Source organism: Brevundimonas sp. EU05-FHT14B07, assembly GCF_058790795.1.
The window spans coordinates 717,541-742,398 of the sequence record NZ_JBYTCZ010000002.1 but is presented as its reverse complement, the minus strand read 5'-3'; the positions used below and the strand labels follow the sequence as shown (position 1 = coordinate 742,398).

Annotated in this window: 23 protein-coding genes; 14 read left to right on the top strand and 9 right to left on the bottom strand. The window is 66.6% G+C overall.

Annotated features, from left to right (window positions below):
• The first annotated feature begins 2 nt into the window (after positions 1 to 2).
• From AC3WRC_RS07740 to lpdA, 4 genes are all read left to right on the top strand, one after another.
• On the top strand, positions 3 to 1,127 hold the full coding sequence (locus AC3WRC_RS07740) for an alpha-ketoacid dehydrogenase subunit beta (protein ID WP_492303454.1): 1,125 nt from the start codon (positions 3 to 5) through the stop codon (positions 1,125 to 1,127).
• A gap of 1 nt (position 1,128) precedes the next feature.
• Positions 1,129 to 2,784: a dihydrolipoyl dehydrogenase family protein gene (locus AC3WRC_RS07735; protein ID WP_492303453.1), complete on the top strand. Its 1,656-nt coding sequence runs from the start codon at positions 1,129 to 1,131 to the stop codon at positions 2,782 to 2,784.
• Positions 2,785 to 2,933: 149 nt separating this feature from the next.
• Positions 2,934 to 3,266: a hypothetical protein gene (locus tag AC3WRC_RS07730; protein WP_492303452.1), complete on the top strand. Its 333-nt coding sequence runs from the start codon at positions 2,934 to 2,936 to the stop codon at positions 3,264 to 3,266.
• Complete coding sequence (lpdA, locus tag AC3WRC_RS07725; RefSeq protein WP_492303451.1) at positions 3,263 to 4,660, top strand: dihydrolipoyl dehydrogenase; 1,398 nt, start codon at positions 3,263 to 3,265, stop codon at positions 4,658 to 4,660. Before AC3WRC_RS07730 ends, lpdA begins: the two co-directional genes overlap by 4 nt.
• Here lpdA and AC3WRC_RS07720 read toward each other — a convergent pair whose 3' ends face one another.
• Both AC3WRC_RS07720 and AC3WRC_RS07715 read right to left on the bottom strand, forming a co-directional pair.
• A complete protein-coding gene (locus tag AC3WRC_RS07720) occupies positions 4,661 to 5,458 on the bottom strand; it encodes an SDR family NAD(P)-dependent oxidoreductase (protein ID WP_492303450.1) in 798 nt (265 codons plus the stop codon).
• A gap of 7 nt (positions 5,459 to 5,465) precedes the next feature.
• On the bottom strand, positions 5,466 to 5,936 hold the full coding sequence (locus AC3WRC_RS07715; protein WP_066553396.1) for an Rrf2 family transcriptional regulator: 471 nt from the start codon (positions 5,934 to 5,936) through the stop codon (positions 5,466 to 5,468).
• A gap of 168 nt (positions 5,937 to 6,104) precedes the next feature.
• On the opposite strand from AC3WRC_RS07715, the gene AC3WRC_RS07710 reads away from it, so the two are divergent.
• The 7 genes from AC3WRC_RS07710 (at position 6,105) to AC3WRC_RS07680 (ending at position 15,227) form a co-directional block, all read left to right on the top strand.
• A complete protein-coding gene (locus AC3WRC_RS07710; RefSeq protein ID WP_492303449.1) occupies positions 6,105 to 8,081 on the top strand; it encodes a potassium transporter Kup in 1,977 nt (658 codons plus the stop codon).
• Complete coding sequence (locus AC3WRC_RS07705; protein ID WP_492303448.1) at positions 8,078 to 9,466, top strand: RsmB/NOP family class I SAM-dependent RNA methyltransferase; 1,389 nt, start codon at positions 8,078 to 8,080, stop codon at positions 9,464 to 9,466. Before AC3WRC_RS07710 ends, AC3WRC_RS07705 begins: the two co-directional genes overlap by 4 nt.
• Positions 9,467 to 9,512: 46 nt before the next feature.
• Positions 9,513 to 10,187, top strand: a complete 675-nt coding sequence (gene rpe / locus AC3WRC_RS07700) for a ribulose-phosphate 3-epimerase (RefSeq protein ID WP_492303447.1) — start codon at positions 9,513 to 9,515, stop codon at positions 10,185 to 10,187.
• Complete coding sequence (locus AC3WRC_RS07695; protein ID WP_492303446.1) at positions 10,184 to 12,031, top strand: heparinase II/III family protein; 1,848 nt, start codon at positions 10,184 to 10,186, stop codon at positions 12,029 to 12,031. Before rpe ends, AC3WRC_RS07695 begins: the two co-directional genes overlap by 4 nt.
• Positions 12,028 to 12,495: a WapI family immunity protein gene (locus tag AC3WRC_RS07690; RefSeq protein WP_492303445.1), complete on the top strand. Its 468-nt coding sequence runs from the start codon at positions 12,028 to 12,030 to the stop codon at positions 12,493 to 12,495. The genes AC3WRC_RS07695 and AC3WRC_RS07690 overlap by 4 nt, the downstream gene beginning before the upstream one ends.
• A gap of 63 nt (positions 12,496 to 12,558) precedes the next feature.
• Complete coding sequence (gene purH, locus AC3WRC_RS07685) at positions 12,559 to 14,163, top strand: bifunctional phosphoribosylaminoimidazolecarboxamide formyltransferase/IMP cyclohydrolase (RefSeq protein ID WP_492303444.1); 1,605 nt, start codon at positions 12,559 to 12,561, stop codon at positions 14,161 to 14,163.
• A 164-nt stretch (positions 14,164 to 14,327) separates the two neighbouring features.
• Positions 14,328 to 15,227 (top strand): dienelactone hydrolase family protein, encoded by a 900-nt coding sequence (locus AC3WRC_RS07680; protein WP_492303443.1) that lies wholly within the window; start codon positions 14,328 to 14,330, stop codon positions 15,225 to 15,227.
• Position 15,228: 1 nt separating this feature from the next.
• On the opposite strand, the gene grpE is transcribed toward AC3WRC_RS07680, so the two are convergent.
• Positions 15,229 to 15,816: a nucleotide exchange factor GrpE gene (gene grpE / locus AC3WRC_RS07675; protein WP_492303480.1), complete on the bottom strand. Its 588-nt coding sequence runs from the start codon at positions 15,814 to 15,816 to the stop codon at positions 15,229 to 15,231.
• A 44-nt stretch (positions 15,817 to 15,860) separates the two neighbouring features.
• Complete coding sequence (gene hrcA / locus AC3WRC_RS07670) at positions 15,861 to 16,955, bottom strand: heat-inducible transcriptional repressor HrcA (RefSeq protein ID WP_492303479.1); 1,095 nt, start codon at positions 16,953 to 16,955, stop codon at positions 15,861 to 15,863.
• Positions 16,956 to 17,021: 66 nt separating this feature from the next.
• Between hrcA and rph the strand changes: the two genes are divergently transcribed.
• Together rph and AC3WRC_RS07660 are read left to right on the top strand one after the other, a co-directional pair.
• Positions 17,022 to 17,747: a ribonuclease PH gene (rph, locus tag AC3WRC_RS07665; protein WP_336979737.1), complete on the top strand. Its 726-nt coding sequence runs from the start codon at positions 17,022 to 17,024 to the stop codon at positions 17,745 to 17,747.
• 64 nt (positions 17,748 to 17,811) lie between these two features.
• Positions 17,812 to 18,273 carry a hypothetical protein gene (locus tag AC3WRC_RS07660; protein ID WP_492303442.1) on the top strand — a complete coding sequence of 154 codons (462 nt, stop codon included), beginning with the start codon at positions 17,812 to 17,814 and terminating at the stop codon, positions 18,271 to 18,273.
• On the opposite strand, the gene glmM is transcribed toward AC3WRC_RS07660, so the two are convergent.
• Positions 18,270 to 19,616, bottom strand: coding sequence for a phosphoglucosamine mutase (glmM, locus tag AC3WRC_RS07655; protein ID WP_492303441.1), 1,347 nt, complete (start codon positions 19,614 to 19,616; stop codon positions 18,270 to 18,272). The two genes, AC3WRC_RS07660 and glmM, sit on opposite strands and share 4 nt — an antisense overlap.
• 161 nt (positions 19,617 to 19,777) lie before the next feature.
• Here glmM and glmS point away from each other — a divergent pair, with 161 nt between their 5' ends.
• The gene (glmS, locus tag AC3WRC_RS07650; RefSeq protein ID WP_492303440.1) at positions 19,778 to 21,592 is read left to right on the top strand and encodes a glutamine--fructose-6-phosphate transaminase (isomerizing); all 1,815 of its coding nucleotides are present in this window, start codon (positions 19,778 to 19,780) and stop codon (positions 21,590 to 21,592) included.
• On the opposite strand, the gene AC3WRC_RS07645 is transcribed toward glmS, so the two are convergent.
• The 4 genes from AC3WRC_RS07645 to AC3WRC_RS07630 form a co-directional block, all read right to left on the bottom strand.
• Positions 21,553 to 22,221, bottom strand: coding sequence for a Crp/Fnr family transcriptional regulator (locus AC3WRC_RS07645; protein WP_492303439.1), 669 nt, complete (start codon positions 22,219 to 22,221; stop codon positions 21,553 to 21,555). The two genes, glmS and AC3WRC_RS07645, sit on opposite strands and share 40 nt — an antisense overlap.
• Before the next feature lie 52 nt (positions 22,222 to 22,273).
• Positions 22,274 to 23,017 (bottom strand): Crp/Fnr family transcriptional regulator, encoded by a 744-nt coding sequence (locus AC3WRC_RS07640; RefSeq protein WP_492303438.1) that lies wholly within the window; start codon positions 23,015 to 23,017, stop codon positions 22,274 to 22,276.
• Positions 23,014 to 23,277, bottom strand: a complete 264-nt coding sequence (locus tag AC3WRC_RS07635; protein WP_492303437.1) for a DUF6894 family protein — start codon at positions 23,275 to 23,277, stop codon at positions 23,014 to 23,016. The genes AC3WRC_RS07640 and AC3WRC_RS07635 overlap by 4 nt, the downstream gene beginning before the upstream one ends.
• A gap of 69 nt (positions 23,278 to 23,346) precedes the next feature.
• Complete coding sequence (locus AC3WRC_RS07630; RefSeq protein WP_492303436.1) at positions 23,347 to 24,846, bottom strand: phosphomannomutase/phosphoglucomutase; 1,500 nt, start codon at positions 24,844 to 24,846, stop codon at positions 23,347 to 23,349.
• Positions 24,847 to 24,858: the final 12 nt, after the last annotated feature.

Genomic DNA, 24,858 nt, shown 5'->3' with positions numbered 1-24,858 from the left:
CCATGAGCGAGCAAACCACCTTCACCGACGCCGATCGCAACGACGGCGTCGAGCCCGACATGGTCGATCAGAACGCCGCCCCCGCCTCGGAAGTAACGGGCGCGGGCGTGGTCCCCATGAACATGATCCAGGCGCTGAACTCGGCCATCGACGTCAAGATGGCCGAAGACGCCAACGTCCTGTCGTTCGGCGAGGACGCCGGCTATTTCGGCGGCGTCTTCCGCGTCACCGACAAGCTGCAGCAGAAGCATGGCCTGACCCGCAGCTTCGACGCCCCGATCTCGGAATGCGGCATCGTCGCAGCCGCCATCGGCATGGGGGCCTATGGCCTGCGTCCGGTCGTGGAAATCCAGTTCGCCGACTACATCTACCCGGCCTACGATCAGATCGTCTCCGAAGCAGCCAAGATGCGCTACCGCTCGGGGGGGCAGTTCACCAGCCCGATCACGGTGCGCAGCCCCTATGGCGGCGGCATCTTCGGCGGCCAGACGCACAGCCAGTCGCCCGAAAGCCTGTTCACCCATATCGCGGGCCTGAAGGTCATCATTCCCAGCAATCCCTATGACGCCAAGGGCCTGCTGACCGCCGCCATCGAGGACGACGATCCGGTCGTCTTCTTCGAGCCGAAACGCCTCTATAATGGGCCGTTCGACGGCTGGCATGAGAAGCCGGTCAGCCCGTGGAAGGCCCAGGATCTGGCCCAGGTCCCGACCGGCAAATATGTCGAGCCCATCGGCAAGGCGCGCGTGATGCGCGAAGGAAACGACGTCACCATCTTGGCCTATGGCACCATGGTCTGGGTCGCCCTGGCCGGCGCGGAACACGCAAGCGTGGACGCCGAGGTCATCGACCTGCGCTCGCTCGTGCCGCTGGACATCGAAGCCATCGAAGCCTCGGTGAAGAAGACCGGCCGCTGCGTCATCGTGCATGAGGCGCCCAAGACTTCGGGCTTCGGCGGCGAGCTGTCGGCTCTCGTTCAGGAGCGCTGCTTCTATTCCCTGGAAGCGCCGATCGCGCGCGTCACCGGTTGGGACACGCCCTATCCGCACGCTTTCGAATGGGAATATTTCCCCGGGCCGCAAAGGGTCGCAGACGCCTTGAAGAGCGTCATGACGGGAGGTCGATAAGATGGGTCGTTTCGTCTTCAAACTGCCCGACGTCGGCGAAGGCACCGCCGAAGCCGAACTGGTCGGATGGCACGTCAAGGTCGGCGACACGGTCGCCGAGGACCAGATCGTCGCCGACGTCATGACCGACAAGGCCACGGTCGAGATCACCGCTCCGGTCAGCGGCAAGGTCGTCGCCCTGCACGGCGAACCCGGCGCCATGGTGCCGGTGCGCGGCCCTCTGGTGGAGTTCGAGGTCGAGGGGGCGGGCAATGCCGATGACGCCCCGACGCCCGTCGCCCCCGCCGCCGCCAAGCCGGATCCCGCACCCGTGATCGCCGAGGCGCCGAAGGTCGAAACGCCGGCAGCCCCCGCTGTCGAGGCGCCGACATCCGGCAACTATGTCTTCAAACTGCCCGACGTCGGCGAAGGCACGGCCGAGGCCGAACTGGTCGGCTGGCACGTCAAGGTCGGGGACGCGGTCGAGGAAGACCAGATCATCGCCGACATCATGACCGACAAGGCCACGGTCGAGATCACCTCGCCGGTCGCCGGAACGGTCGTCGCCCTATACGGCGAGGCGGGCAAGTCGGTGCCGGTCGGCGGGCCGCTGGTCGCGTTCGATGTCGAGGGTCGGGGCAATGTCTCGACGCCCGTCGCGGCACCGAAACCGGCCTCCAAGCCGACCGAGAATGCGACGAAGGCTTCCGCCGCGATTTCGACGGCTCAAAGCGCCACTTCAGCGACCGCGCCCTCCAAGCCCGTTCCCGCCCTGACGGGACGTGCGCCTGGCGAACGCCCGTCGGCCTCGCCGGCCGTGCGCAATCGCGCGCGGGACCTGGGAGTAGATCTGACCTTCGTGCCCGGTTCCGGCCCGGCGGGTCGGATCACGCACGAGGATCTGGACGGCTTTATCGCGCGCGGCGGTTCGCAACCCGCATCGGCGCCGTCCGGCGGCGGCTCGACCTATGCGAAGGCGCAAGGGACGACCGAGGTCAAGATCATCGGCCTGCGCCGCAAGATTGCGGAGAAGATGGCCGAGAGCGTGCGCCGCATTCCCCACATCACCTATGTCGAGGAAATCGACATGACGGCGGTGGAGGAGCTGCGCGCCCACCTGAACGCGACGAAGTCCAAGGATCAGCCCAAGCTGAACGTCCTGCCCTTCATCGCCCGCGCCATCGTGGTGGCCCTGCGCGACCAGCCCCAGATCAACGCCACCTATGACGACGAGGCCGGCGTCCTGACCCAGCACGCCCCGGTCCATCTGGGCATCGCCGCCCAGACGCCGAACGGCTTGATGGTGCCGGTGGTCCGGCATGCCGAGGCGCGCGACCCCTACGATACGGCGCTGGAGATCACGCGTGTGTCGGGCGCGGCCAAAGACGGTTCGGCCAAGCGCGAAGAGCTGTCGGGTTCCACCATCACCATCACCTCGCTGGGAACTCTGGGCGGGGTGGTCCACACTCCGATCATCAATCACCCCGAGGTCGCCATCGTCGGCCCCAACAAGATCGCCGAACGGGTCGTGGTCAAGGACGGCCAGATGGTGGTGCGCAAGATGATGAACCTGTCGTCCAGCTTCGACCACCGCATCGTCGACGGCCATGACGCGGCGGTGTTCGTCCAGCGGATCAAGGGGCTTCTGGAACACCCAGCGACCTTATGGATGGCGTGACATTGATGCGCAGCATCATCGTTAGTGCGAGCATTCTGTTGGCGGTGCTAACGGCAGCCCCCAATCAGGCCAGCGCCTGCGGTCGACCGCCCCCTCCGCCTTGGCACATGCTGGCCCGGGAAGGCGGACCGGCCGTTTGGATTGGGCGTGTGACCGCCATAAAGCCAAAACTGAGACCGTTTCGCAACGAGCGCCTAGAAGTCGCTCAGTCAACGGCTACGATCGAACAGGTCGAAACGATCCTTGGCCTACCACCAGAACGCTATGAGTACGTCGGCGCCACAAGTTCGCGTGCGATAGATGGGTCAGCATATTACTGGTGCGGCGCTTGGATGAATGTGGACATCGGCGAGGACCTCCTGCTTATCGACGATCCATCTGGCGTCTATATCTATCGCTTGGGGCAGCCGGATGAGATCGCTCGACTCCAATCCTATCCTTATCCGGCAGAACTCATGTCAAAACTTGAGCCCTACCAATGACCCAGACCCTGAAAACCAAAGTCCTGATCATCGGCGCGGGCACCGGCGGCTATGTCGCGGGCATCCGTTGCGGCCAGCTGGGGCTGGACACCGTGCTGGTGGACGGCGGCGACGGGCTGGGCGGGACCTGCCTGAACGTCGGCTGCATTCCGTCCAAGGCCATCATCCATGCGGCGGGCAAGTTCGAGACAGTGGCCAAGGCGGCCGGCGGCGGGACGCTGGGCATCACGGCGGCGGCGCCGGCCATCGACCTGTCGCAGACGGTCGAATGGAAGGACGGCATCGTCCGTAAGCTGAACGCCGGGGTCTCGGCCCTGCTGAAGAAGGCCAAGGTCAAGGTGATCAAGGGCTGGGCCGAGTTCGCCGACGCCAAGACCTGCGTGGTGAAGACCGACGAAGGCGACATCCGTATCACTGCCGAACACGTCATCCTGGCGACGGGGTCCGAGCCGGTCGAACTGCCCTTCTTGCCCTTCGGCGGCGACGTCATTTCATCGACCGAGGCGCTGAGCCTGTCAGAGGTCCCCAAGAAGCTGGTCGTCGTGGGCGGCGGCTATATCGGCCTGGAACTGGGCATCGCCTATCGCAAGCTGGGCGCCGAGGTGGCCATCGTCGAAATGGCCGAGCGTATCCTGCCGCTCTACGACAAGGCCCTGACCGATCCGGTCGCCAAGTGGCTGGAGAAGCATGGTGTCGAGCTGCACCTGGGCGCGCGCGCTGGGGGCTTCGGTGACGGTAAGCTGTCGATCACGACGAAGGACGGCGAGCCGCTGCAACTGGACGCCGACAAGGTGCTGGTCACGGTCGGTCGGCGTCCGCGTACGCAAGGCTGGGGTCTGGAAAACATGGGCGTGGCCATGGCCGGGCCATTCGTGAAGATCGACCAGCGCTGCGCCACCAGCATGAAGAACGTCTGGGCGGTCGGCGACCTGACCGGCGAACCCATGCTGGCGCACAAAGGCTCGGCCCAGGGCGAGGTGGTCGCCGAAATCATCGCCGGCCACGACCGCATCTTCGATCCCGTAACCATCGCCGCCGTCTGTTTCACCGAGCCGGAAATCGTTTCGGCCGGTCTGGGGCCGAACGAGGTCGCGGGCCGCGACGATGTGATCCAGTCGGTCTTCCCCTTCGCCGCGATCGGCCGCGCCCTGGCCATCGAGGCGGGCGAGGACGGCGGGTTCGTGCGGGTGATCGCGTCAAAATCCGATCATCGCATCCTGGGCATCCAGGCGGTCGGCCAGCATGTGTCGGAACTATCCAACAGCTTTGCCCAGATGATGGAGATGGGGGCGGTGCTGGAAGACGTGGCCGGAACCATCCATGTCCACCCGACCCTGGGCGAAGCCTTCCACGAGGCCAGCCTGCGCGCCCTCGGGCACGCCATCCACATCTGATCAGATCCGGTCCAGCCGCTTCGCGTGGTTCGCCACCATGCGAAGCGCCAGGCCATCGGGCAGGAAGCGGGCCAGTCCGGCCATGACGTTGTTCATGACGCCGGGGGTGACGCTGGGATGGTTGGCCTCGCAGGCGTCATAGCCGATGCGCGCCACGCGCGCGGCGTCCATCCACATCCAGGCCGGATAGGCGCTGGAGACCTGCTCGCGCGAGCCGTTAACGTCGTGGAATTCGGTCAGGGTGTAGCCGGGGTTCAGCACGGTGACGTGAACGCCGGTCCCCTGCGTCTCAAGATGCAAGCCCTGCGACGCCTTGATCAAGAAGCTCTTGATCGGTCCGTACAGGGTGTCGCCCCCAGTCGCGGGCATCTGGCCGGCCAGGGAGGCGACGTTCAGCACCCGGCCGAAGCCCCGCTGGATCATGCCGGGCAGCAACAGGCGCGACAGCTCGACCGGCGCGGTCAGCATGACCTGCATCATGGCGCGATGGGCGCCCAGGTCGGTGTCCAGAAAGCCGGTGACACGGCTGAATCCCGCATTGTTGACCAGGCCGTCGACGGTCAGGCCGCGGGTCTCGATGGTCGCGACCAGCCGCTCGGGCGCCGCGGGGTCGGACAGGTCTTCGGGGATGACGGTCGCGGTCACGCCGTGGGCGGCGGTCAGGTCGTCGGCTAGGGCCTGCAACGGGGCTTGGCGACGCGCCGTCAGAATCACATTCCAACCCTCGGCCGCATAGATACGGGCCAGGGCCGCGCCGATGCCGGCGGAGGCGCCGGTGATCAGAACGGTTCGGTTCACGGCGCGATCAGGCCGCGACGGGGCAGGACTTGTGCGGCGCAAAGGCCGCTAGCGACATCGGGTTCTCGGCCAGAAGGTCGGCGATGGTGATCTTGGACAGGGCTTCGGTCGCGGCCTCGTCCGCAGCGGTCAGGGCCTTGGCGACCTGGCGCGGGATATGTTCGCTGATCGGGCAACCCTTGGCGCCGGCAGGGGGCGAACCGATGTGGGCGCAGCCGTTCACCGCCTTCAGCACCTGATCCAGCCGAATGTCCTCGGGCTGACGCAACAGCCAGGAGCCGCCGGTCGCGCCCGGACGGGTGGCGATCAGCCCAGCCTTGGCCAGAAGGGCGGTCACGCGGCGCACCACGACGGGATTGGTCGGGATCGAGGACGCCAGCACGCCGCTGGGCATCGCCTGCGCAGGCCCGAACGCGCCCTTGTGGGCCATATAGGCCAGGGCGTGGGCGGCGACGGGGAAGCGTTGGCTGTCTGACATGGTTCTGTTCCTGATGCGAAAATAGGCGTTCAGGGGCCGAATCACAAATCGCGCCGCAGAACGCCGAAACCGAATCCGCTGCGGCGCGATTGAAGACCGCGTGGAATGAGCCTAAAGGCTCGCCGCTTTGAAGGGACCGACGCCGCGTCGGAGACCCGGAGGATACGCATGGCCGGGGACACTCCCCACGACGCGAGCGCTCCCTCGCCCGCGTCGAACACGCCGGACAAGCCCACCCACGCCACGGGTCCGGAATCCCACATCCAGGGCGGCCAGGCCGCCAAGCACGGCGGCTTCTGGGCCCTGACCATCGGCGCGATCGGCGTGGTGTTCGGCGACATCGGCACCAGCCCGCTCTACGCCCTGCGCGAGGCGATCGACCATGCGCGCTCCGGCGTCGGCGGCGATCTGGCCGTGATCGGCGTCGTGTCGCTGGCGTTTTGGGCGCTGATGGTGGTGGTGACGTTCAAATACGTCTTCTTCCTGATGCGCGCCGACAACAAGGGCGAGGGCGGCACCCTGTCGCTGATGGCCCTGGCCCAGTTCGCGGTCGGTCGGCGTAGCGCCTGGATCTTCATTCTGGGCGTTTGCGGCGCGGCCCTTTTCTATGGCGACGGCATCATCACGCCCGCCATCTCGGTCCTGTCCGCCGTCGAAGGCCTTCAGGACGCGCCGGGTCTGGCCGGGCGGCTGGATTCCTTCATCGTGCCGATCTCGGCCGGCATCCTGATCGCCCTGTTCCTGGTCCAGTCGCGCGGCACGGCCAGCCTGGCCAAGTATTTCGGCCCGATCACCGCCGTCTGGTTCCTGAGCCTGGGGGCCCTGGGCCTGTATCATATCTTCGACGACGTAAGCGTGTTGCGGGCCCTGTCGCCCCACTATGGCGTCATGCTTCTGCTCAATGACGGCTTCCTGGGCTTTGTGATCCTGGGCAGCGTCTTCCTGGCCGTCACGGGGGCCGAGGCCCTCTATGCCGACATGGGCCATTTCGGAAAGGCGCCGATCCGCATGGGCTGGCTGGCCTTCGTCCTGCCGTGCCTGACGCTGAACTATCTGGGCCAGGGCGCCCTGATCCTGGACAATCCGGCCGCGTCCGAGAACCCGTTCTGGAACATGGTCCCGCAGTTCGCCTATTGGCCGATGCTGATCCTGGCGACCGCCGCGACCGTCATCGCCTCCCAGGCGGTGATCACCGGCGCCTTCTCGGTGACGCAGCAGGCGGTGCAGCTGGGCCTTCTGCCGCGCATCGACATCAAGAACACCTCCGAGACCCAGGCCGGACAGATCTTCGTGCCGGCGGTCAACACCTTCCTGATGGTTGGGGTTCTGGTGCTGCTGGTCGTGTTCCAGAGCTCGCATAACCTGACCGCCGCCTATGGCGTGGCGGTGACGGGCACCATGCTGGTCAATACGCTGATGGCCTATTCGGTCATCCGCAAGGGCTGGAAGTGGCCGATGTGGGCGGTGGCGGGGACCCTCATTCCGTTCGCCTTCATCGACAGCGTCTTCCTGACGTCCAACCTGCTGAAGATTCCGGACGGTGCGTGGATGCCGCTGGTGCTGGGCGCCCTGCTGGTCGTCGTGATGTGGACCTGGGTGCGCGGGACGCAGATCCTGACAGCCAAGACGCGCAAGGACAGCCTGCCGCTGAACGATTTGATCGAGATGCTTCAGGCCCGTCCGCCGCACCGTGCTCCGGGAATGGCCATCTTCCTGACCTCGGATCCCGATGTCGCGCCGGTCGCCCTGATGCACAATCTTAAGCACAACAAGGTGCTGCACGAGAAGAACGTTATCCTGACCGTGCGCACCTCCGAGCGCCCACGCGTCAAGGAAGCCGACCGGGTGCGAATGGAGCCGATCAACGACGACTTCAAGAAGGTCACGGTCACCTACGGCTTCATGGAAACGCCGAACGTGCCGCGCGCCCTGGGCCTGTGCCGAAAACAGGGGCTGAAGTTCGACATCATGTCGACCAGCTTCTTCCTAGGCCGACGCTCGCTGATTCCGTCGGCGCGTCAGGGCATGCCGCTGTGGCAGGACAAGCTGTTCATCTTCCTGATGCGCAACGCCGCCAATCCGACCGACTTCTTCCACATCCCGCCCGGCCGCGTGGTCGAGCTGGGCGCACAGGTGGCTGTATGAGCACCGAGGGACGGGGCGGGCAGAGCTCGCAGGCGCGCGGCCGTCGCATGGCCACCAAGGGCCGCCCGCGCCCGGCCCCGGCCGAGGCCGCTCAGGGCCCGTCGCAGGACGACATCGGCGTCGAAGCCCGCGTCGTCGCCGGCATCCTGCTGAACGCCGCGCTGGAGAAGCGCAACGGATTGGACGAAGCGCTTTCTCAGCCTGCCGCCCGCGCGCTGGAGCCGGTGGACCGCGCCTTCGCCCGGGCCGTGGCCATGGCGGCCCTGCGTCGTCTGGGCGAGATCGACCAGATCCTGAATCGCCGCCTGAAGAAGTCGCCGCCCGAGGCTGTGCGCACCCTGATGCGCATCGCCCTGGCCCAGACTCTGGTGCTGGAAACGCCCGCCTTCGCCGCCTTCTCGACGGCGGTGAAACTGGCCGAGCGCGATCCCAAGACCCGGCCCTACAAGAATCTGGTCAATGCGGTGCTGCGCGGGGTTGGGCGTGAAGGCCCCGGCCTGACGACGGCCGAGAGCAATCTGCCGGACTGGATCGCGGCGCGCTGGAAGGCGACCTATGGCGAGGCCGCCCTTGCGGGTCTGGCCTTGGCCGCGCGCGAAGAACCCGCGACCGATATCAGCCTGAAGCCAGGCGTTGATCCCGCCGCGGTCGCCGCCGCTGTCGAGGGCGAGGTTCTGTCCGGTGGCACGGTTCGCACCGGCCGTCGCGGCGATGTGGCCGGATGGCCCGGTTTCGAGGACGGCGACTGGTGGGTCCAGGACGCGGCCGCCGCCGTGCCCGGCCGGCTGCTGGATGTGAAGCCCAGCGAGACGGCGCTCGACATGTGCGCCGCGCCTGGAGGCAAGACGCTGCAACTGGCGGCCGCCGGCGCCACGGTCGTCGCGCTCGACCGTTCGGCCCCGCGTCTGAAACGCCTGACGCAGAATCTCGAGCGGACCGGCCTCACGGCTGAAGTGGTCGCCGTTCCGGCCGAGGACTGGGAGGACGCCCGCACCTTCGACGCCGTCCTGCTGGACGCGCCCTGCACCGCGACGGGCACCTTCCGCCGCAATCCCGAAGTCCTGCGCGCCACCAAACCGGCAGAGGTCGCCAAATTGGCGGACGTTCAGCACCGCCTGCTCGATGCCGCCGCCGAGCGCGTGAAGCCGGGCGGCCGTCTGGTCTATTGCACCTGCTCGCTGGAGCGTGAGGAGGGCGAGACCCAGATCATCGCCTTCCTGCGTCGCAACCCCGCGTTCCGCACTGTCGCCGCCGATCCGGCCGCGGTCGGCGCCCCGCCCGAGGCGCTGACGCCCGAAGGCTGGCTGCGCATCCTGCCCTCCATGTGGGCCGAACACGGCGGACTGGACGGCTTCTTCGCGGCAAGGCTGGAACGGGTGTCCTGAGCGTGAGCGCCTTGCTCCCGCCCGCAACCCGCCTTATCCGGAGGCCATGGCCGTTACTCCTCTGATCTGCCCGTCGATCCTCGCCAGCGATTTCGCGCGGCTGGGTGAAGAAGTCCGCGCGCTTGAGGCGGCGGGCGCCGACTGGATCCACGTCGATGTGATGGACGGGCATTTCGTGCCGAACATCACGCTTGGCCCCGACATCGTGAAGGCGATCCGGCCGCACACGACCTTGCCGTTCGACGTGCACCTGATGGTCGCGCCGGTCGATCCGTGGCTAGAAGCGTTCCGCGAAGCAGGCGCCGATGTCCTGACCGTCCATCCTGAGAGCGGGCCGCATCTGCACCGCACCTTGGGTCGCATTCGTCAGCTGGGCGCCAAGGCGGGCGTGGTGTTCAATCCGGCGACGCCGCTGTCGATCCTGGAAGAGGTGATCGATCTGGTCGATCTGGTGCTGATCATGTCTGTTAATCCGGGCTTTGGCGGTCAGAAGTTCATCGACAGTTCGCTGAAGAAGATCGCGGGCGCGCGGGCCATTCTCGACCGCGCCGGTTCGTCGGCTCACCTTCAGGTGGACGGCGGCGTGACCTCCGCCAACGCCGCAGCCTGCGTCGCCGCTGGGGCCGATGCTCTGGTCGCTGGGTCGTTCGTGTTCAAGGGCGATTACGCGACCAACATCGCCGCCCTGAAAGCCGCGCCGGCTGCTCCGAGCCTCTCGTGAGCCCGCTCGGCCCCTTCGCTCCACGGGGGCAGGAAACGACGCTGGATGTCGCCTCGGGTCAGATCCCCGGCCTGCCTGGCGCCCCGGTACGCACGCCCGTGCGGTCGGGCGACACGATAGCCGGACCCGGCCTGTGGCCCGCCATCGCCGGGCGGCTGGCGACGCGGCAGCTGTGGATCGAGCTTTACGGCCTGCCCGGTTACGGCCTGACGCTGGGGTCGCCGCTGGGCGGAGGCAAGGTGACCGCGTTCGCCGCCACGCCGCGTGATTTCCGCCCTCATGATCCGGCGCCGGGGCGCAATGTCCTGGCCGGGCGTTTCATGTTGGCGGGCGCCTCGATGGAGGTCGAGCCTCCGTCCGATCCGTGGAACCGGCCCAGTCCCTCGCGGCCCTTTGCGGTCGAGCTTCACGCCTTCGCCTGGCTGCCGGGGCTGATGGCCCAAGGCGACCGTGGCGCGCGCGAGGCGCTGCGTCTGACCCTGGCCTGGGCCGACGCCTTCGCACGATGGTCGCCCTTCGCCTGGGGACCGGAAATCCTGGCGCGGCGAGTCGTCAATCTGTCGTGCGGCGCACGGCGGATGGGCGCCGTGGCGACCGAGGCCGAGCGACTGAAACTGGCCGACAGTCTGGCGCGCCAGACCCGGCAGCTGCTCCGTCCGCCCGGCGGTCTGGCCAGCCGGGCCGAGCGGTTGACGGCGGCGGCCATCGGCGGCTGCGTGCTGGCGGGGGCGCCGGGGCAGGCCTTGCGTCGCCGGGCGCTGTCGCGGCTGGATGGCGCCCTGAAGACGACGGTGCAGGCCGACGGCGGCCACGCGTCGCGCAGTCCCGAGGCGGGGCTTGAGCTGCTGCTCGACCTGCTGACGCTGGACGACGCCCTGTCGCAACTTTCCGAACCGACGCCTGAGAGCGTCTCGGCCGCCATCGTCCGGCTGACGCAGGGCCTGCGCCTGCTGACTTTGCCCGATGGTCGTCTGGCCAGCTTCCAGGGCGGCGGTCCCTCCACCATTGAACGCGTCGCGGCCGCCCGCGCCCACGACGACGAAGCGATAGCCAGAAGCGACGACACGCCTCCAGCGATCGGTTCGGTCGTCGGCCTGACGCGCATCGCCAGCCCTCTGCTCACCATCATCGCCGACACCGCCCCGCCGGCGCGCGACGCCTGGGGGGCGGCCGCCTGCGCCCAGCCGATGGCGCTGGAGATCGCCTGCGGCAAGGATCGGCTGGTGACCGGCTCGGGCTGGACGCCGGCCTCGACCGACCGCCAGGCCCTGCGCCTCACGCCGGCCCATTCGACGCTGACCCTGGGCGAACGGTCGCTGAACGAACCGCTGGGCGGCTGGAAGGGTGAGCTCTTGGGCCCGCGCCTGGTCGGACCGCCGATCCATGTGACCACCGACCTGCGCGACGGCGACGGCGCTGTCTGGGTGGAAATGGAGCACGACGGCTGGAATGAGTTGTTCGGCCTGAACCATCAGCGCCGGCTGTATCTGGACCAGCGCCTGGACGAACTGCGGGCCGAAGAAAAGCTATTCCCCACGCCCGGCCGCAAGGAGATGGTGCGCCAGATCGCCGCCCCCTACGCCATCCGCTTCCATCTGGAGCCGGGGGTTCAGGCCTCCCTGGCGCGCGATCGCCGTTCGATCCTGTTGCGCGGCGCCTCGGGTCGAGGCTGGTGGTTCAGGACCGATGGACCGGACGTGGCCATCGAGCCCAGCGTCCATATCGACGCCGGCCTGACGCGCCGCAGCCTGCAGATCGTGGTGCGTGGCTCGGCCCGTACCGACAGCGAGACCAAGATCCGCTGGAAGCTGAGCCCGGCCGGCGCGAGCGGCGACCCGACATGAAGCATCCGCGAGCCCTCTATGGAGAGCCCGACCTCAAGCTCGGCTGGCTATCCATTTGGACGCTTTCGCGAGAATTTGCAGATGCTGTGGACTATGATGATGCCAACTGGATCAACATTCATGCCCACATAGAAGCACCCGGATCTCGCATAGACATTCAGGGCCCTGGGATACGAAGCGACGAAATCTTGTCATTTCGCGACGAACTTGCAGAATTGAATCTTCAGCTGGAAGGCGTCGCTCACCTTTGCTGTCTTGAGCCATACATTGACGCCAAGATCACTTGCGGTGCTTTGGGTCACTTGATCGTGGTCATCGAAGCGACCCCCGATCCAATGATGCAAACTCATCGGTTCACTCTCGAACTTGACCAGAGCTATCTCCCACCATTGATAGCCCAGTGTGGCCAAATACTGAGAGATTCCCAGTCAAAGGAAACAGCAAGGCTTGAAGGCAAGGGATGACGCACAGGCGCCCCGGTGCTAGACGCCGCGCCATCCTCCCCCAGCCTTTACGGACGCCGCCTCATGCCCGCCGCTCCCGACTTTCCGCCCGCGCCCGATCAGGTGAAGCCGAAACGCGCTCTGATCTCCCTGTCCGACAAGGCGGGGCTGGAGGAGGCGGCCCGCACCCTGCACGATCTGGGCGTCGAACTGGTCTCGACCGGCGGCACGCGCGCGGCGATCAAGAAACTCGGCCTGCCGGTCAAGGACGTGGCCGATCTGACGGGCTTCCCCGAGATGATGGACGGCCGGGTCAAGACCCTGCACCCCATCGTTCACGGCGGTCTGCTGGGCGTGCGCGATGCGGCCGACCACGCCCAGGCCATGACCGACCACGGCATCGGCGCCATCGATATCGTCTGGATCGATCTCTATCCGTTCGAAAGCACCGTCGCGGCGGGCGGATCTTTCGAGGCGGCGGTCGAGAACATCGACATCGGCGGCCCGGCCATGATCCGCTCCGGCTCCAAGAACCACGGCTATGTCGCCGTCGCCGTCGACGGCGAGAGCATCGGCCTGATCCTGTCGGCGCTGAAGGCCGAGGGTTCGACCGATCTCAGCCTTCGCAAACGCCTGGCCGCCCGCGCCTTCGCCCGCACCGCCGCCTATGACGCCGCCGTCTCGGGCTGGTTCGCAAGCCAGGTCGAGGATGCCGCGCCGGCCCGCAAGTCCATCGCGGGCTCCTTGGCCCAGACCCTGCGCTATGGCGAAAACCCACACCAGACGGGCGCCTTCTACCGCACCGGCGAGCGCCGTCCGGGCGTGGCCTATGCCGAACAGGTTCAGGGCAAGGAACTGGGGTACAACAACATCGCCGACGCCGACGCCGCCTATGAGTTGGTCGCGGAGTTCGAACAGCCGGCCGTGGTCATCGTCAAACACGCCAATCCGTGCGGCGTCGCGGTGGGCAAGGACCTGTCGGAGGCCTACGCCCGCGCGCTGGAATGCGACGCCGTCTCGGCCTTCGGCGGCGTCATCGCGGTCAATCGCCCACTGAACGGCGACGACGCCCGCGCCATCACCGGCATCTTCACCGAGGTCGTCATCGCCCCCGGCGCCGACGACGAGGCCAAGGCCGTCTTCGCGGCCAAGAAGAACCTGCGCCTGCTGATCACGGACGGCCTGCCTGACCCCCACGGCGCGGGCGAGGTGTTCCGTTCGGTCGCCGGAGGCTTCCTGGTTCAGTCGCGGGATCGCAGCCTGATCAAGCCGGCGGACCTGAAGATCGTCACCAAGCGCCAGCCGACCCCGACCGAGATCCAGGACATGCTGTTCGCCTTCACCGTGGCCAAGCACGTCAAGTCCAACGCCATCGTCTACGCCAAGGACGGCCAGACCGCCGGCATCGGCGCCGGCCAGATGAACCGTCGCGACAGCGCCCGCATCGCCGCTATTCGCGCCAAGGAGGCTGGTGAAGCCAAGGGGCTGACTCAGTCGCTGGCCGAGGGTTCGGCCTGTGCGTCCGAAGCCTTCTTCCCCTTCGCCGACGGTCTCTTGGAAGCCGTCGCGGCCGGCGCCACGGCGGTGATCCAGCCGGGCGGCTCGATGCGCGACGCCGAGGTCATCGCCGCCGCCGACGAAAAGGGCATCGCCATGGCCTTCACCGGGGTGCGGGTCTTCAGGCATTGATCTTGAGAAGAATGGCGCTAACGCTCGCGACGCGGTCGCTCGCTGCTTGAGCGCCCTTCTGTCCGTTGTAGAAGTCGTCGAGACTTCAACAGCGCGCCTTATCGTGACTGGACGGGCGTCGTTCGCCGTGATGCTCTGACCGCTTTCTCGCGTTGGAGCGTCCCATGACCGTCCTGATCCGTCCCGAAGGCCAGACCGCCGACGATCTGAAGCTAAGCCGACGAAGCCTGGGGGCGCTTGGGGGGCTTTTGTTCTCCGGCTATGCGGTCGCGGCGCTGGCGAAGGAGGCCAAGCCGATCACCACCGACGAGGCGGGTCTGGCCGCGGAGACCGTGACCTATGCCGCGCCGGACGGATTCCAGCTTCCGGCCTATGTGGCGCGGCCTGCGGGCGAGGGCCCCTTCCCGGTGGTCGTCGTGGTGTCCGAGATCTTCGGCGTCCATGAATATATCCGCGACATCTGCCGCCGCCTGGCCAAGCAGGGCTATGCCGCCATCGCGCCCGCCTTCTTCAATCGGGTCGAGGATCCTGCGCCCCTGTCGGACATGCAGCGGATCATGCAGATCGTCGGCGCCGCGAACTATGAGCAGGTGATGGGCGACCTGTCGGCGACGCTGGAGTGGGCCAGCCAGCAGTCGTGGTCCAAGGACGGCAAGGTCGGCATCACTGGCTACTGCTGGGGCGGCAAGGTGGTGTGGCAGGCGGCGGCGCGCTTCGCCGCCATCGGCGCGGGCGTGGCTTGGTACGGCCGTTTGGCGCCTGCTGCAGACGCCACGCCGGTTCAAATCTCATCGGGCCAACCTTGGCCGGTCGACATCGCCGACGACCTTAAGGCGCCCGTGCTCGGCCTGTATGGCGGCAAGGATCAGGGCATTCCATTGGCCAGCGTCGAGCGGATGCGCGAGGCCCTGGCGCGCGCCGGCCAGACCGGCAGCCAGATCAACATCTATCCCGACGCCCAGCACGGCTTCCATGCCGACTACCGCGCCAGCTATTCGGAGGCGGACGCCAAGGACGGCTGGTCCAAGCTGCTGGCGACATTCGATAAAGCGTTAAAAGCCTAGATCAGGCCTTGCCGTCGAAGGCCTGACCGTCGGCGGCGGGGGCGGCGCCATAGGGGTTGGGAGCCTGGGCGCCGGATGCCTTGGCGGCGACGACGACCATTGCGGGGCGCACGGTGCGGCCGAACAGTTCAAAACCGGACTGCATGGTCTGGATCACCGATCCACCGGGCACGGTCTCGGACGGCTGTTCCATCATCGCCTGGTGGAGATGCGGGTTGAAGGCCTCGCCGGCCTGGGGCGCGACGCGCTTCAGGCCGTTGGCGTCGAAGGCTTGCAGCAGGGCCTTTTGCGTCAGTTCCAACCCGGTCACCAGACCGGCGGTCGCGCCCTCGGCGTCCTTGGGCGCGGCCATCAGGGCGCGTTCCAGGTTGTCGGCGACGCCCAGCAGGTCCTTGGCGAAGCGCTGGATGGCGAAGGCGCGGGCGTCGTTCTGCTGCGTCTCCGAACGGCGCTTCAGATTCTCCATCTCGGCGGCGACGCGCAGGGCGCGGTCCTTCCATTCGTCACGCTCGGCGATCACGGCGTCCAGCGGCGCCAGATCGTCTGACGGATGGGCGTCCAGGCCGTGTTCGGCGTTGGTTTCGGCCATGTCGGCGTCCACGGCGTTCAGTTCATCGTTAAGGGGCTTGTCGCTCACTTGTCGTTCCCGTCCAGCATCCGGCCCAGCACCCGGGCGGTATAGTCCACCAACGGAATGACACGGGCGTAGTTCAGTCTTGCGGGGCCTATGACGCCGATGGCGCCCAGAACCCGCTGTCGGCCGCTCATATAGGGCGCCGCGATCACGGCGGAACCCGAAAGTGAAAACAACCGTGTCTCGGCGCCGATGAAAATGCGTACCCCTTGCGCCGCATCGACGCCGTCCAGCAGGCCGATCAGCTGTTCCTTCTGCTCCAGATCATCGAAAAGGACGCGGACCCGCTCCAGATCGGCCAGGCCCTCCCGGTCCTGAAGCAGGTTAGCGCGGCCGCGGACGATCAGGGCGCGCTCGCGATCCTGGCCGCCGGACCAGGCGGCAAAACCGTCTTCGACCAGGCGGGCGGCGGTCTGGTCCAGTTCACGCCGTGCGATTTCCAACTCCTGGGTCATCTCTCGCTTGGCGTCGGCGAAGGGGCGACCGCGCAGGCGGGCGTTCAGGAAGTTGGAGGCCTCGACCAGGGTCGAAGGCGTGACGCCGGCCGACAGGGTCATGATGCGGTTTTCGACCGTGCCGTCGTCAGCGACGATGACGACCAGGGCCTGATCGCCGCCCAGGGCGACGAACTCGACATGTTTGACGCCGGAATCACGGACCGGGCTCGATACGACGCCCGCGCCGCCGGCCAGGCCAGACAGCAGGTTCGAGGCCTCGTCCAAGGCGGACTCGAAGTTCCGGCCGCGCCCGGCGAGCCGCCCGTCGATCTCGCGACGCTCTTCCTTGGTCAGGTCGCCGACTTCCAGCAGGCCGTCGACGAACAGGCGCAGGCCCGCATGGGTCGGGATGCGGCCGGCCGAGGTGTGGGGCGCCGCCAGCAGACCCGCGAGGGTCAGATCCTGCATGGTGTTGCGGATCGAGGCAGGCGACAGGGCGATGCCGCCCAGCGACAGGGTCCGCGACCCGACCGGCTCGCCGGTCTCCAGATAGCTTTCCACGATGCGACGGAAGATGTCGCGCGCCCGCGCATCCAGCCCCGCCAGACCCGCGAGGGACTGGCCGGCGTCGAACGGCGGGTTTTTCGGGGCATACAGGCTCACGGTTTCAGGATAAGCACCGCCGCCACAGCTTCCAAGGTCAGACTTCCAAGGATCCCTCCCATGCGCCATTCGCAACGCACCGACGACCAACTGCGTCCCGTGACCATCGAGACCGGCGTCAATCGCTATGCCGAGGGCTCCTGCCTGATCAGCTTCGGCAACACCAAGGTGCTGGTGACCGCCTCGATCGAGGACAAGGTGCCGGGCTGGATGCGGAACTCGGGTCAGGGATGGGTGACCGCTGAATACGGCATGCTGCCCCGCGCCACCCACACACGCGGGCGTCGTGAAGCCGCCGCCGGCAAACAGTCGGGCCGCACGCAAGAGATTCAGCGGTTGATCGGCCGCTCCCTGCGCGCCGTGGTGGACCTGAAGGCCTTGGGCGAACGTCAGGTGCTGATCGACTGCGACGTTATCCAGGCCGACGGCGGCACCCGCACGGCGTCGATCACCGGCGCCTGGGTCGCCATGAGCTTGGCGCTGAACTATCTGCGTGACGAGGGCGTGCTTAAGGCCGACCCGATCACGGATCAGGTGGCGGCCGTGTCGTGCGGCGTGTGCGACGGCGTGCCGGTGCTGGACCTGGATTACGAAGAGGATTCCGAAGCCGAGGCGGATTCGAACTTCGTGCTGACCGGCTCGGGCCAGATCGTCGAGGTCCAGGCCACCGGCGAGAAGCGCGGCTTCTCGCGCGCCGAGTTCGATCGGCTCTTCTCGCTAGCCGAGATCGGCTGCACCGAACTGTTCGCCCTGCAGAAAGCGGCCCTGGCGGCGGTGAAGCGATAGGGGGTTTCACCTCGCGGCGCGGACGGGCATCTTCGTCCGGTCAGTCCTGACCGGAGACAAGTCGATGCGTCGATCCCCCTGGCTTTCGATGGCCGCCTGCGTTCTGTTGATGGCCGGATGTCAGCGCGCTGATCCAGTCGATCAGCCTGCGTCCGGAGACACTGCGGGAAGCAGCAACGTCATCGACGCGGTCCCACTGGCGCCCGACGCCCCGCCGCCTGCCCCGCCCGCCAAGCCGGCGGCTGCGGAGAAGGAAGCGACCAAACCGGCCGAGGACGTCGAGGCCAGCATTCCCGAGGGTCCCGACATGCCCGCTCAGCCGGTTCCGGTCAGCGAGGTCCCCTGCCGCGAAGCCATCGGCGCCGCCGCCTCGGCCCGGCTGGTCGAGCGCTGCATCCAAGTCAGCCCGGCGACCCGCCCGCCCTGCAACGCCGCCAACCCCTGCGATCTGATCCAGGGGGAGATCGACCGGTCCTGCAAACTGTGGGAACGCGACGGCGACCCTCCGGCGGCGTGTAAGCCCTAGGCTGAGCGCACCGCGCCCGCCACATCGGCCACCACCCGCTTCACCAGCGCTTCGTCGTCGCCCTCGGCCATGACGCGGATCAGCTTTTCCGTGCCCGAAGGACGCACCAGCAGCCGTCCCTGACCGCTCAGGGCCGCTTCGGCCTCGGCGATGGCGGCCTTGACCGTGTCGATCTCCAGCGGCTTGTCGGCGGTGAAGCGGACGTTTTCCAGCTTTTGGGGCACGGGCTCGAACTGGCGGGCCAGTTCGCTCATCGGCTTACCGGATTCGACCAAGACGGCCAGCACCTGCAGCGCCGCCATCAGGCCGTCGCCGGTGGTGGCGTGGTCGTGCAGGATGATGTGGCCCGACTGTTCGCCGCCGATGTTGAAGCCGCCTTCGCGCATCCTTTCCATGACATAGCGGTCGCCGACCTTGGTCCGCTCCAGCGTCAGGCCTTGGGACTTCAGTCTTCGCTCCAGCCCCAGGTTGGACATGACGGTTGCCACCACGCCCCCGCCGGTCAGGAGGCCGCGCCTGGCCCAGTCCAGCCCGACCAGGGCCATGATCTGATCGCCGTCCACGACCCGGCCTGTCTCATCGCAGATGATCAGCCGGTCGGCGTCACCGTCCAGGGCGATGCCGATATCGGCGCGGTAGCGTTTGACTGCATCGGCCAGGGTCGCCGGATGGGTCGAGCCGCACTCGGCGTTGATGTTTGTTCCGTTGGGGGTCACGCCGACGGGGAACACCTCGGCTCCCAGTTCGAACAGGGTGGTCGGCGCGACCTTGTAGCCGGCGCCGTTGGCGCAATCGACGGCGATGCGCAGCCCTTGCAGCGTCAGCCGCTTGGGGAAGGCCTGTTTGGCGATCTCGATATAGCGGGCCTGAGCGTCATCGATGCGTTTGACCCGGCCCAGCTTGTTCGACGGCGCCAGGCCCTGGTCGAGACCCTGGTCCATCATGGCCTCGATCTTCAGCTCGATCTCGTCCGACAGCTTGTAACCGTCCGGCCCGAACAGCTTGATCCCGTTGTCGGCATAGTCGTTGTGCGAGGCCGAGATCATCACGCCCAGATCGGCCCGCATCGAGCGGGTCAACATGGCCACGCCCGGCGTCGGCACGGGCCCGAAGGTGCGCACGTCCATTCCGACCGATGCAAACCCGGCTACCAGGGCCGGCTCGATCGTATAGCCGGACAGACGGGTGTCCTTGCCGATCACCACCAGATGGCGGCGGTCGTCGTCGGTGCGGAACAGCTTTCCGGCGGCCAGACCGACGCGCAGCGCGACCTCGGCCGTCATCGGATAGGTGTTGGCGCGCCCGCGAATGCCGTCGGTGCCGAAATATTTTCTGTCGCCCAAGGCTTGGTCCTTTGTTTCGGGTAACGTTCCGAAACCCCTTTTTTGATGCGGCCCGCCTTAAGATTGCATAGACGGCCGGTGGGGCTTGATGTGTGGCTTAGCCCCGGATCGCCGCCAGTGCAAAGCGGCGCCCTCTTCCTGACTTCTCGGAGCCTTCGCTTATGTGCGGCATCATCGGCGTCACCGGCAACGGACCTGTCGTTCCCCGGCTGATCGAAAGCCTGAAACGGCTGGAGTACCGCGGCTATGACTCGGCCGGCGTCGCGGCCGTGGTCGATGGCGCGGTCGAGCGTCGTCGCGCCAAAGGCAAGATCCGCAATCTGGAAGCCGTTCTGGTTGAGGAGCCGATGGCGGCGACGGTCGGCATCGGCCATACCCGCTGGGCCACGCACGGCGCGCCGACGACGGAGAACGCCCACCCGCACAAGGCCGGTCGCGTCACCCTGGTCCACAACGGCATCATCGAGAACTTCGCCGAACTGAAGGCCGAGTTGGCCGCCGAGGGCCATGTTTTCGAAAGCCAGACCGACACCGAGGTCATCGCCCACCTGCTGGACGCCGAACTGAACACCGGGCGGGCTCCGCTTGACGCGTTCAAGATCACCCTGGACCGCCTGACCGGCGCCTATGCGCTGGCGGTGCTGATCGACGGCACGGACGACCTGATCCTGGGCGCACGGCGCGGCAGCCCGCTGGTGGTCGGCTGGGGCGAGGACGAGATGTATCTGGGCTCCGACGCCCTGGCCGTCGGCCCGTTCACCCAGAAGATTTCCTATCTGGAAGAGGGCGATTACGTCGCCGTGACCAAGTCCGGCGCCCAGATGTTCGACGTGACCGGAAAGCCGGTCGATCGGGCAGTGGTCCAGGTCTCGGCCTCCTCGGCCATGGTCGAGAAGGGCGAATATCGCCACTTCATGGAAAAGGAGATTCATGAACAGCCCGACAGCGTCCAGCACACCCTGTCGGAATACCTCGACCTGGTGACCGGCAAGGCGAAGACGAATACCGTCGATTTCGCCGCCATCGACCGCATCCAGATCGTGGCGTGCGGCACCGCCTTCTACGCCGGTCAGATCGGCCGCTACGCCTTCGAGAAACTGGCGGGCCTGCCCTGCGACGTCGAGATCGCGTCCGAGTTCCGCTACCGCTCGCCGGCCGTGTCGCAAAAGACCCTGGCGGTCGCCGTCAGCCAGTCCGGCGAGACCGCCGACACCCTGGCCAGCCTGACCTGGTGCAAGGCGCAAGGGTTGAACACCGCCGCCGTCGTCAACGTCCATTCGTCGTCCATGGCGCGCGAAGCCGCCGTGCTGTGGCCCACTCATGCCGGGCCGGAAATCGGCGTCGCCTCGACCAAGGCCTTCACCGCCCAGGTCGCGGCTCTGCTGGCCCTGGCCGTGGCGGCCGGGGTCGCGCGCGGCCGGATCGATGCTGCGACCGAGGCCGAACTGGTCAAGGCCCTGTTCGAAAGCCCGCGCCTGATCGCCGAGGCTCTGACCATGGGCGACAGCATCCGCGCCGTCGTTCAGGATCTGGCCAAGGCCGACGACGTCCTGTTCCTGGGGCGTGGGGCCATGTTCCCGCTGGCCATGGAAGGGGCGCTGAAGCTGAAGGAGATCAGCTACATTCACGCCGAGGGATACGCCGCCGGCGAGCTTAAGCACGGCCCCATCGCCCTGATCGACGAGGAGACCCCGACCATCGCCTTGGCCCCGCTGGACGATGTGTTCGAAAAGACCGCTTCCAACCTGCAGGAAGTCGCCGCGCGCGGCGGGCCGGTCATCATGATCGCGCCGGAAAAGGCGCCCGACCTGCACGGCGCCGGCATCCGCCGCATCCATGCCCCGGACTGTCACCCCCTGATTGCGCCCCTGGTCTATGCCGTGCCGGTGCAGCTGCTGGCCTATTACACCGCCGTTCAGAAGGGCACCGACGTTGATCAGCCCCGCAACCTGGCCAAGTCCGTCACGGTCGAATAGGCCTCGTCGGTCATTCGGCGCAGGGCGACCACATCGATGATCTGGATCGCGCCGCGCCGCAGCCGCACGGCGCCGGCGGCGCACAGTTCGGTGCAGGCGGTCGATATGCTGGCGCGTCGCACAGCCATCAGATGCGACAGCTCGGTTTGACGCAGAGCAAGGACGTCGCCTCCCTGTCGGTCGTGAACGTCGAGCAATAGGGCGGCTAGGCGTTGGCTGACTTTTAATGTGGCGTGGCGCGAAAGCTCCGCCTGAAGGGCGATGTTGCGACGGCGAAGATCAATCAGCGCCATCTCGACCAGACTGTCGCGATCGATCTTTTGCGCCAGCTTGCGAGCGGAGACGGTCAGGTATCGTCCGGCCGTCAACCAAACGGCCGACTCTGGCCCACCCCCGCCCAATACGGCGTCGAAGTTGATCACGTCGTCGCTGGACGCCAGCCCATGCGACAGAGTGCCGTCGAGCCCGATCCGCGCCAGGACGCCTGACAAAATCAGCGTGACGACAGCTTCGCCATGCTGTGTGGTTGAGGTTCGTGCGCCAGCCTCGGCGAAGAAAGCATCGCCTTCGTCCAGGCCCTGAACTGCAAGGGCAGACAACAGGGCGTGCGCGAGGTTTGACTGAGACATGCCCCGTCTAGACGGCCGATCGCCGTTCGGTGCGATAACATGCGTTAAGTGATCAGACGGGCTCGGATTGCAGGCGCAAATAGGTGGGGTCGAACTCGGCGATCTCGGCCAAGCGACGCCAGTCGAGAATATCGATGCGCCCGCCCGCCCAAGCGACGACCCCCTCGCTGCGAAGCTCGGAAATCAGGCGGCTGACATGGACGGTCGAGAGGCCCAGCGCATCACCCAAGGTCGTTTGCGTCAGCGGGAGTTCGAAGGTCAAATCACCTGTTTGGCCGACGGCCTGGAGGCGCAGGTAAAGCTCGCATACCAGATGCGCCAGATGGCCCAGGCCGCTGCGCCGGCCCATGGCCACCAGCCACTGTCGATGGATGGCGGCGTCGATGATGGTGTCCAGCCAAAGCAGTCGGCCCAGGTGTGGATGTCGTTCGGTGATGTCGATCAAGCCGCTGTGTGGCGCCTCTGCGATCATACAGTCGGTGAGGGCGACGACGCCGTGATCCATCTGCTTCATCAACAGGCTGTGCAGGTCGATGAAGTCGCCGGACACATTGATCTCGGTGATCTGACGCGACCCGTCCTCCAGCGTGGAATACCGCGCGGAAAAGCCGGAAATCAGAAGGGTGCTGTGTAGCGGGCGCGTGTGCTCGCGCACGATGTCGAATCCGGCGGAGACGGTTTTGGGCGCATCGAGGACAGCGGTTAACGCCTCGATCTCCTCGGCATTGAGCCGGTCCCGAAGCGACAACTTGTCGACCAGCGTGGTGATCTTTGAGACGCCGCCAGGCTTGGTCATCCCGCGTCCCCCGTCAATGTCCAGCCCTCGGGCGCCTGATCGGATGCGCACGCCGTGACGCTGACGACCGTCTGACCCTCGGTGTCCGTGACGATGACGCTGAAGGCGCGGGTCGTCCAAAACGACGCGCCCCGGTAGCGAAGGATTTCGCCCAGCACGGCGACGGCTTCCTCGCGCGCCGCATCAACGCTCCTCAGTTCCTCGCCCTGATCGTCGCGGATGCAATCTCCGTTCTGGGTATGGAAAAAGTAACGCGGCAATCTTCCCTCCTGGCCTCAGCCGAAAGGGAAGCGGTCACGGGCGCGATTGGTTCAGTCCGCTGTGATCTTTCAGATTTCCTGATTGAAGGCGCCGATTTCAGGATAGGCGGCCAGGCGCGGTTTGATCTCCTTGCGGAACAGGTCGCGCATATCGTCTTCGGACCGCATGCTCTCGACTACCACGACCAACTCCGGCTTGTTGGACGAGGCGCGGACCAGGACCCATGAGCCGTCGTCCAAGTGCACGCGCACGCCGTTGACGGTGATGGCCTCGACGATCTTGCGGCCCAGGATTTCGCCGCCGGCTGCGGCCAGATCGGAGTATTCCTTCACGATCCGCTCCAGCACGTCGTACTTCAACTCGTCGTCGCAGTGGGGCGACATGGTCAGGCTGGTCCAGGCGTCCGGCAGGGCGGTCTTCAGTTCACTGAGTTTCTTGTCCGGATTGCGATCCAGCATGGCCAGCACGGCCCCTGCCGCGACCAGACCGTCGTCGTAGCCGTGGCCAAGATCGCCGGCCATGAAGAAGTGGCCCGACTTCTCAAATCCGGCCAGGGCGCCCAGTTCAGCGGTCTTGCGCTTGATGTAGGAGTGGCCCGTTTTCCAATAGACGACCTCGGCGCCATTCGCCTTCAGGATTTCGTCGGTCTTGTAGAGGCCGGTCGACTTCACATCGACCACAAAGGTGCTGTCCGGATAGACCTTGGACAGGTCGCGGGCCAGCATCAGGCCGATCTTGTCGGCGAAGATTTCCTCGCCCGTGTCGTCCACCACGCCGCAGCGGTCTCCGTCGCCGTCGAAGCCAAGGGCCAGATCGGCCCCCGTTTCTCGCACCCGCTGGGCCATCTGCACCAGCATGGCGTGATCTTCCGGGTTCGGATTGTATTTCGGGAAGGTGTAGTCGAGGTCGGTGTCCATCTCGATCACCTCGACGCCCATCCGGCGCAGGGCGTCAGGAGCGAAGGCGCCGGCGGTGCCGTTTCCGCAGGCGCAAACCACCTTCAGCGGACGCTTGATCTGCACCTTTGAGGCCACGTCGGCGACATAGGTTTCGCGGAAGTCATCGACGCGCACCAGCTTGCCGCCGGGGCGGGCCACGCCTTCACCGTTGAGAACGATTTCTTTCAGCCGGCCCATTTCCTCGGGGCCGAAGGTCAACGGCTTGTTGGCGCCCATCTTCACGCCGGTCCAGCCATTCTCGTTGTGGCTGGCCGTCACCATGGCGACGCAGGGCGCGTCCAGTTCGAATTGGCCGAAATAGGCCATGGGCGACAAGGCCAGGCCCACGTCCAGAACCTCCATCCCGCCTTCCAGCAGCCCGAGGATCAGGGCCTGTTTGACGCTGAGGCTATAGCCGCGGAAGTCATGGCCGGTAACGATCTTCGGCGCGACGCCGATCTCGTGGACATAGGTGGCCAGGCCAAGGCCCAGAGCCTGAATGCCGAGAAGGTTGATCTCTTTCTCCAGGATCCAGCGTGCGTCGTATTCGCGGAAGCCTGTCGGCTTGACCAAGGCCTGGGTTTCGTAAGCAGCCGTGTTCGGCTTTAGGTCCTGACGGGGTTTCATCATGGCTTGTCCTTT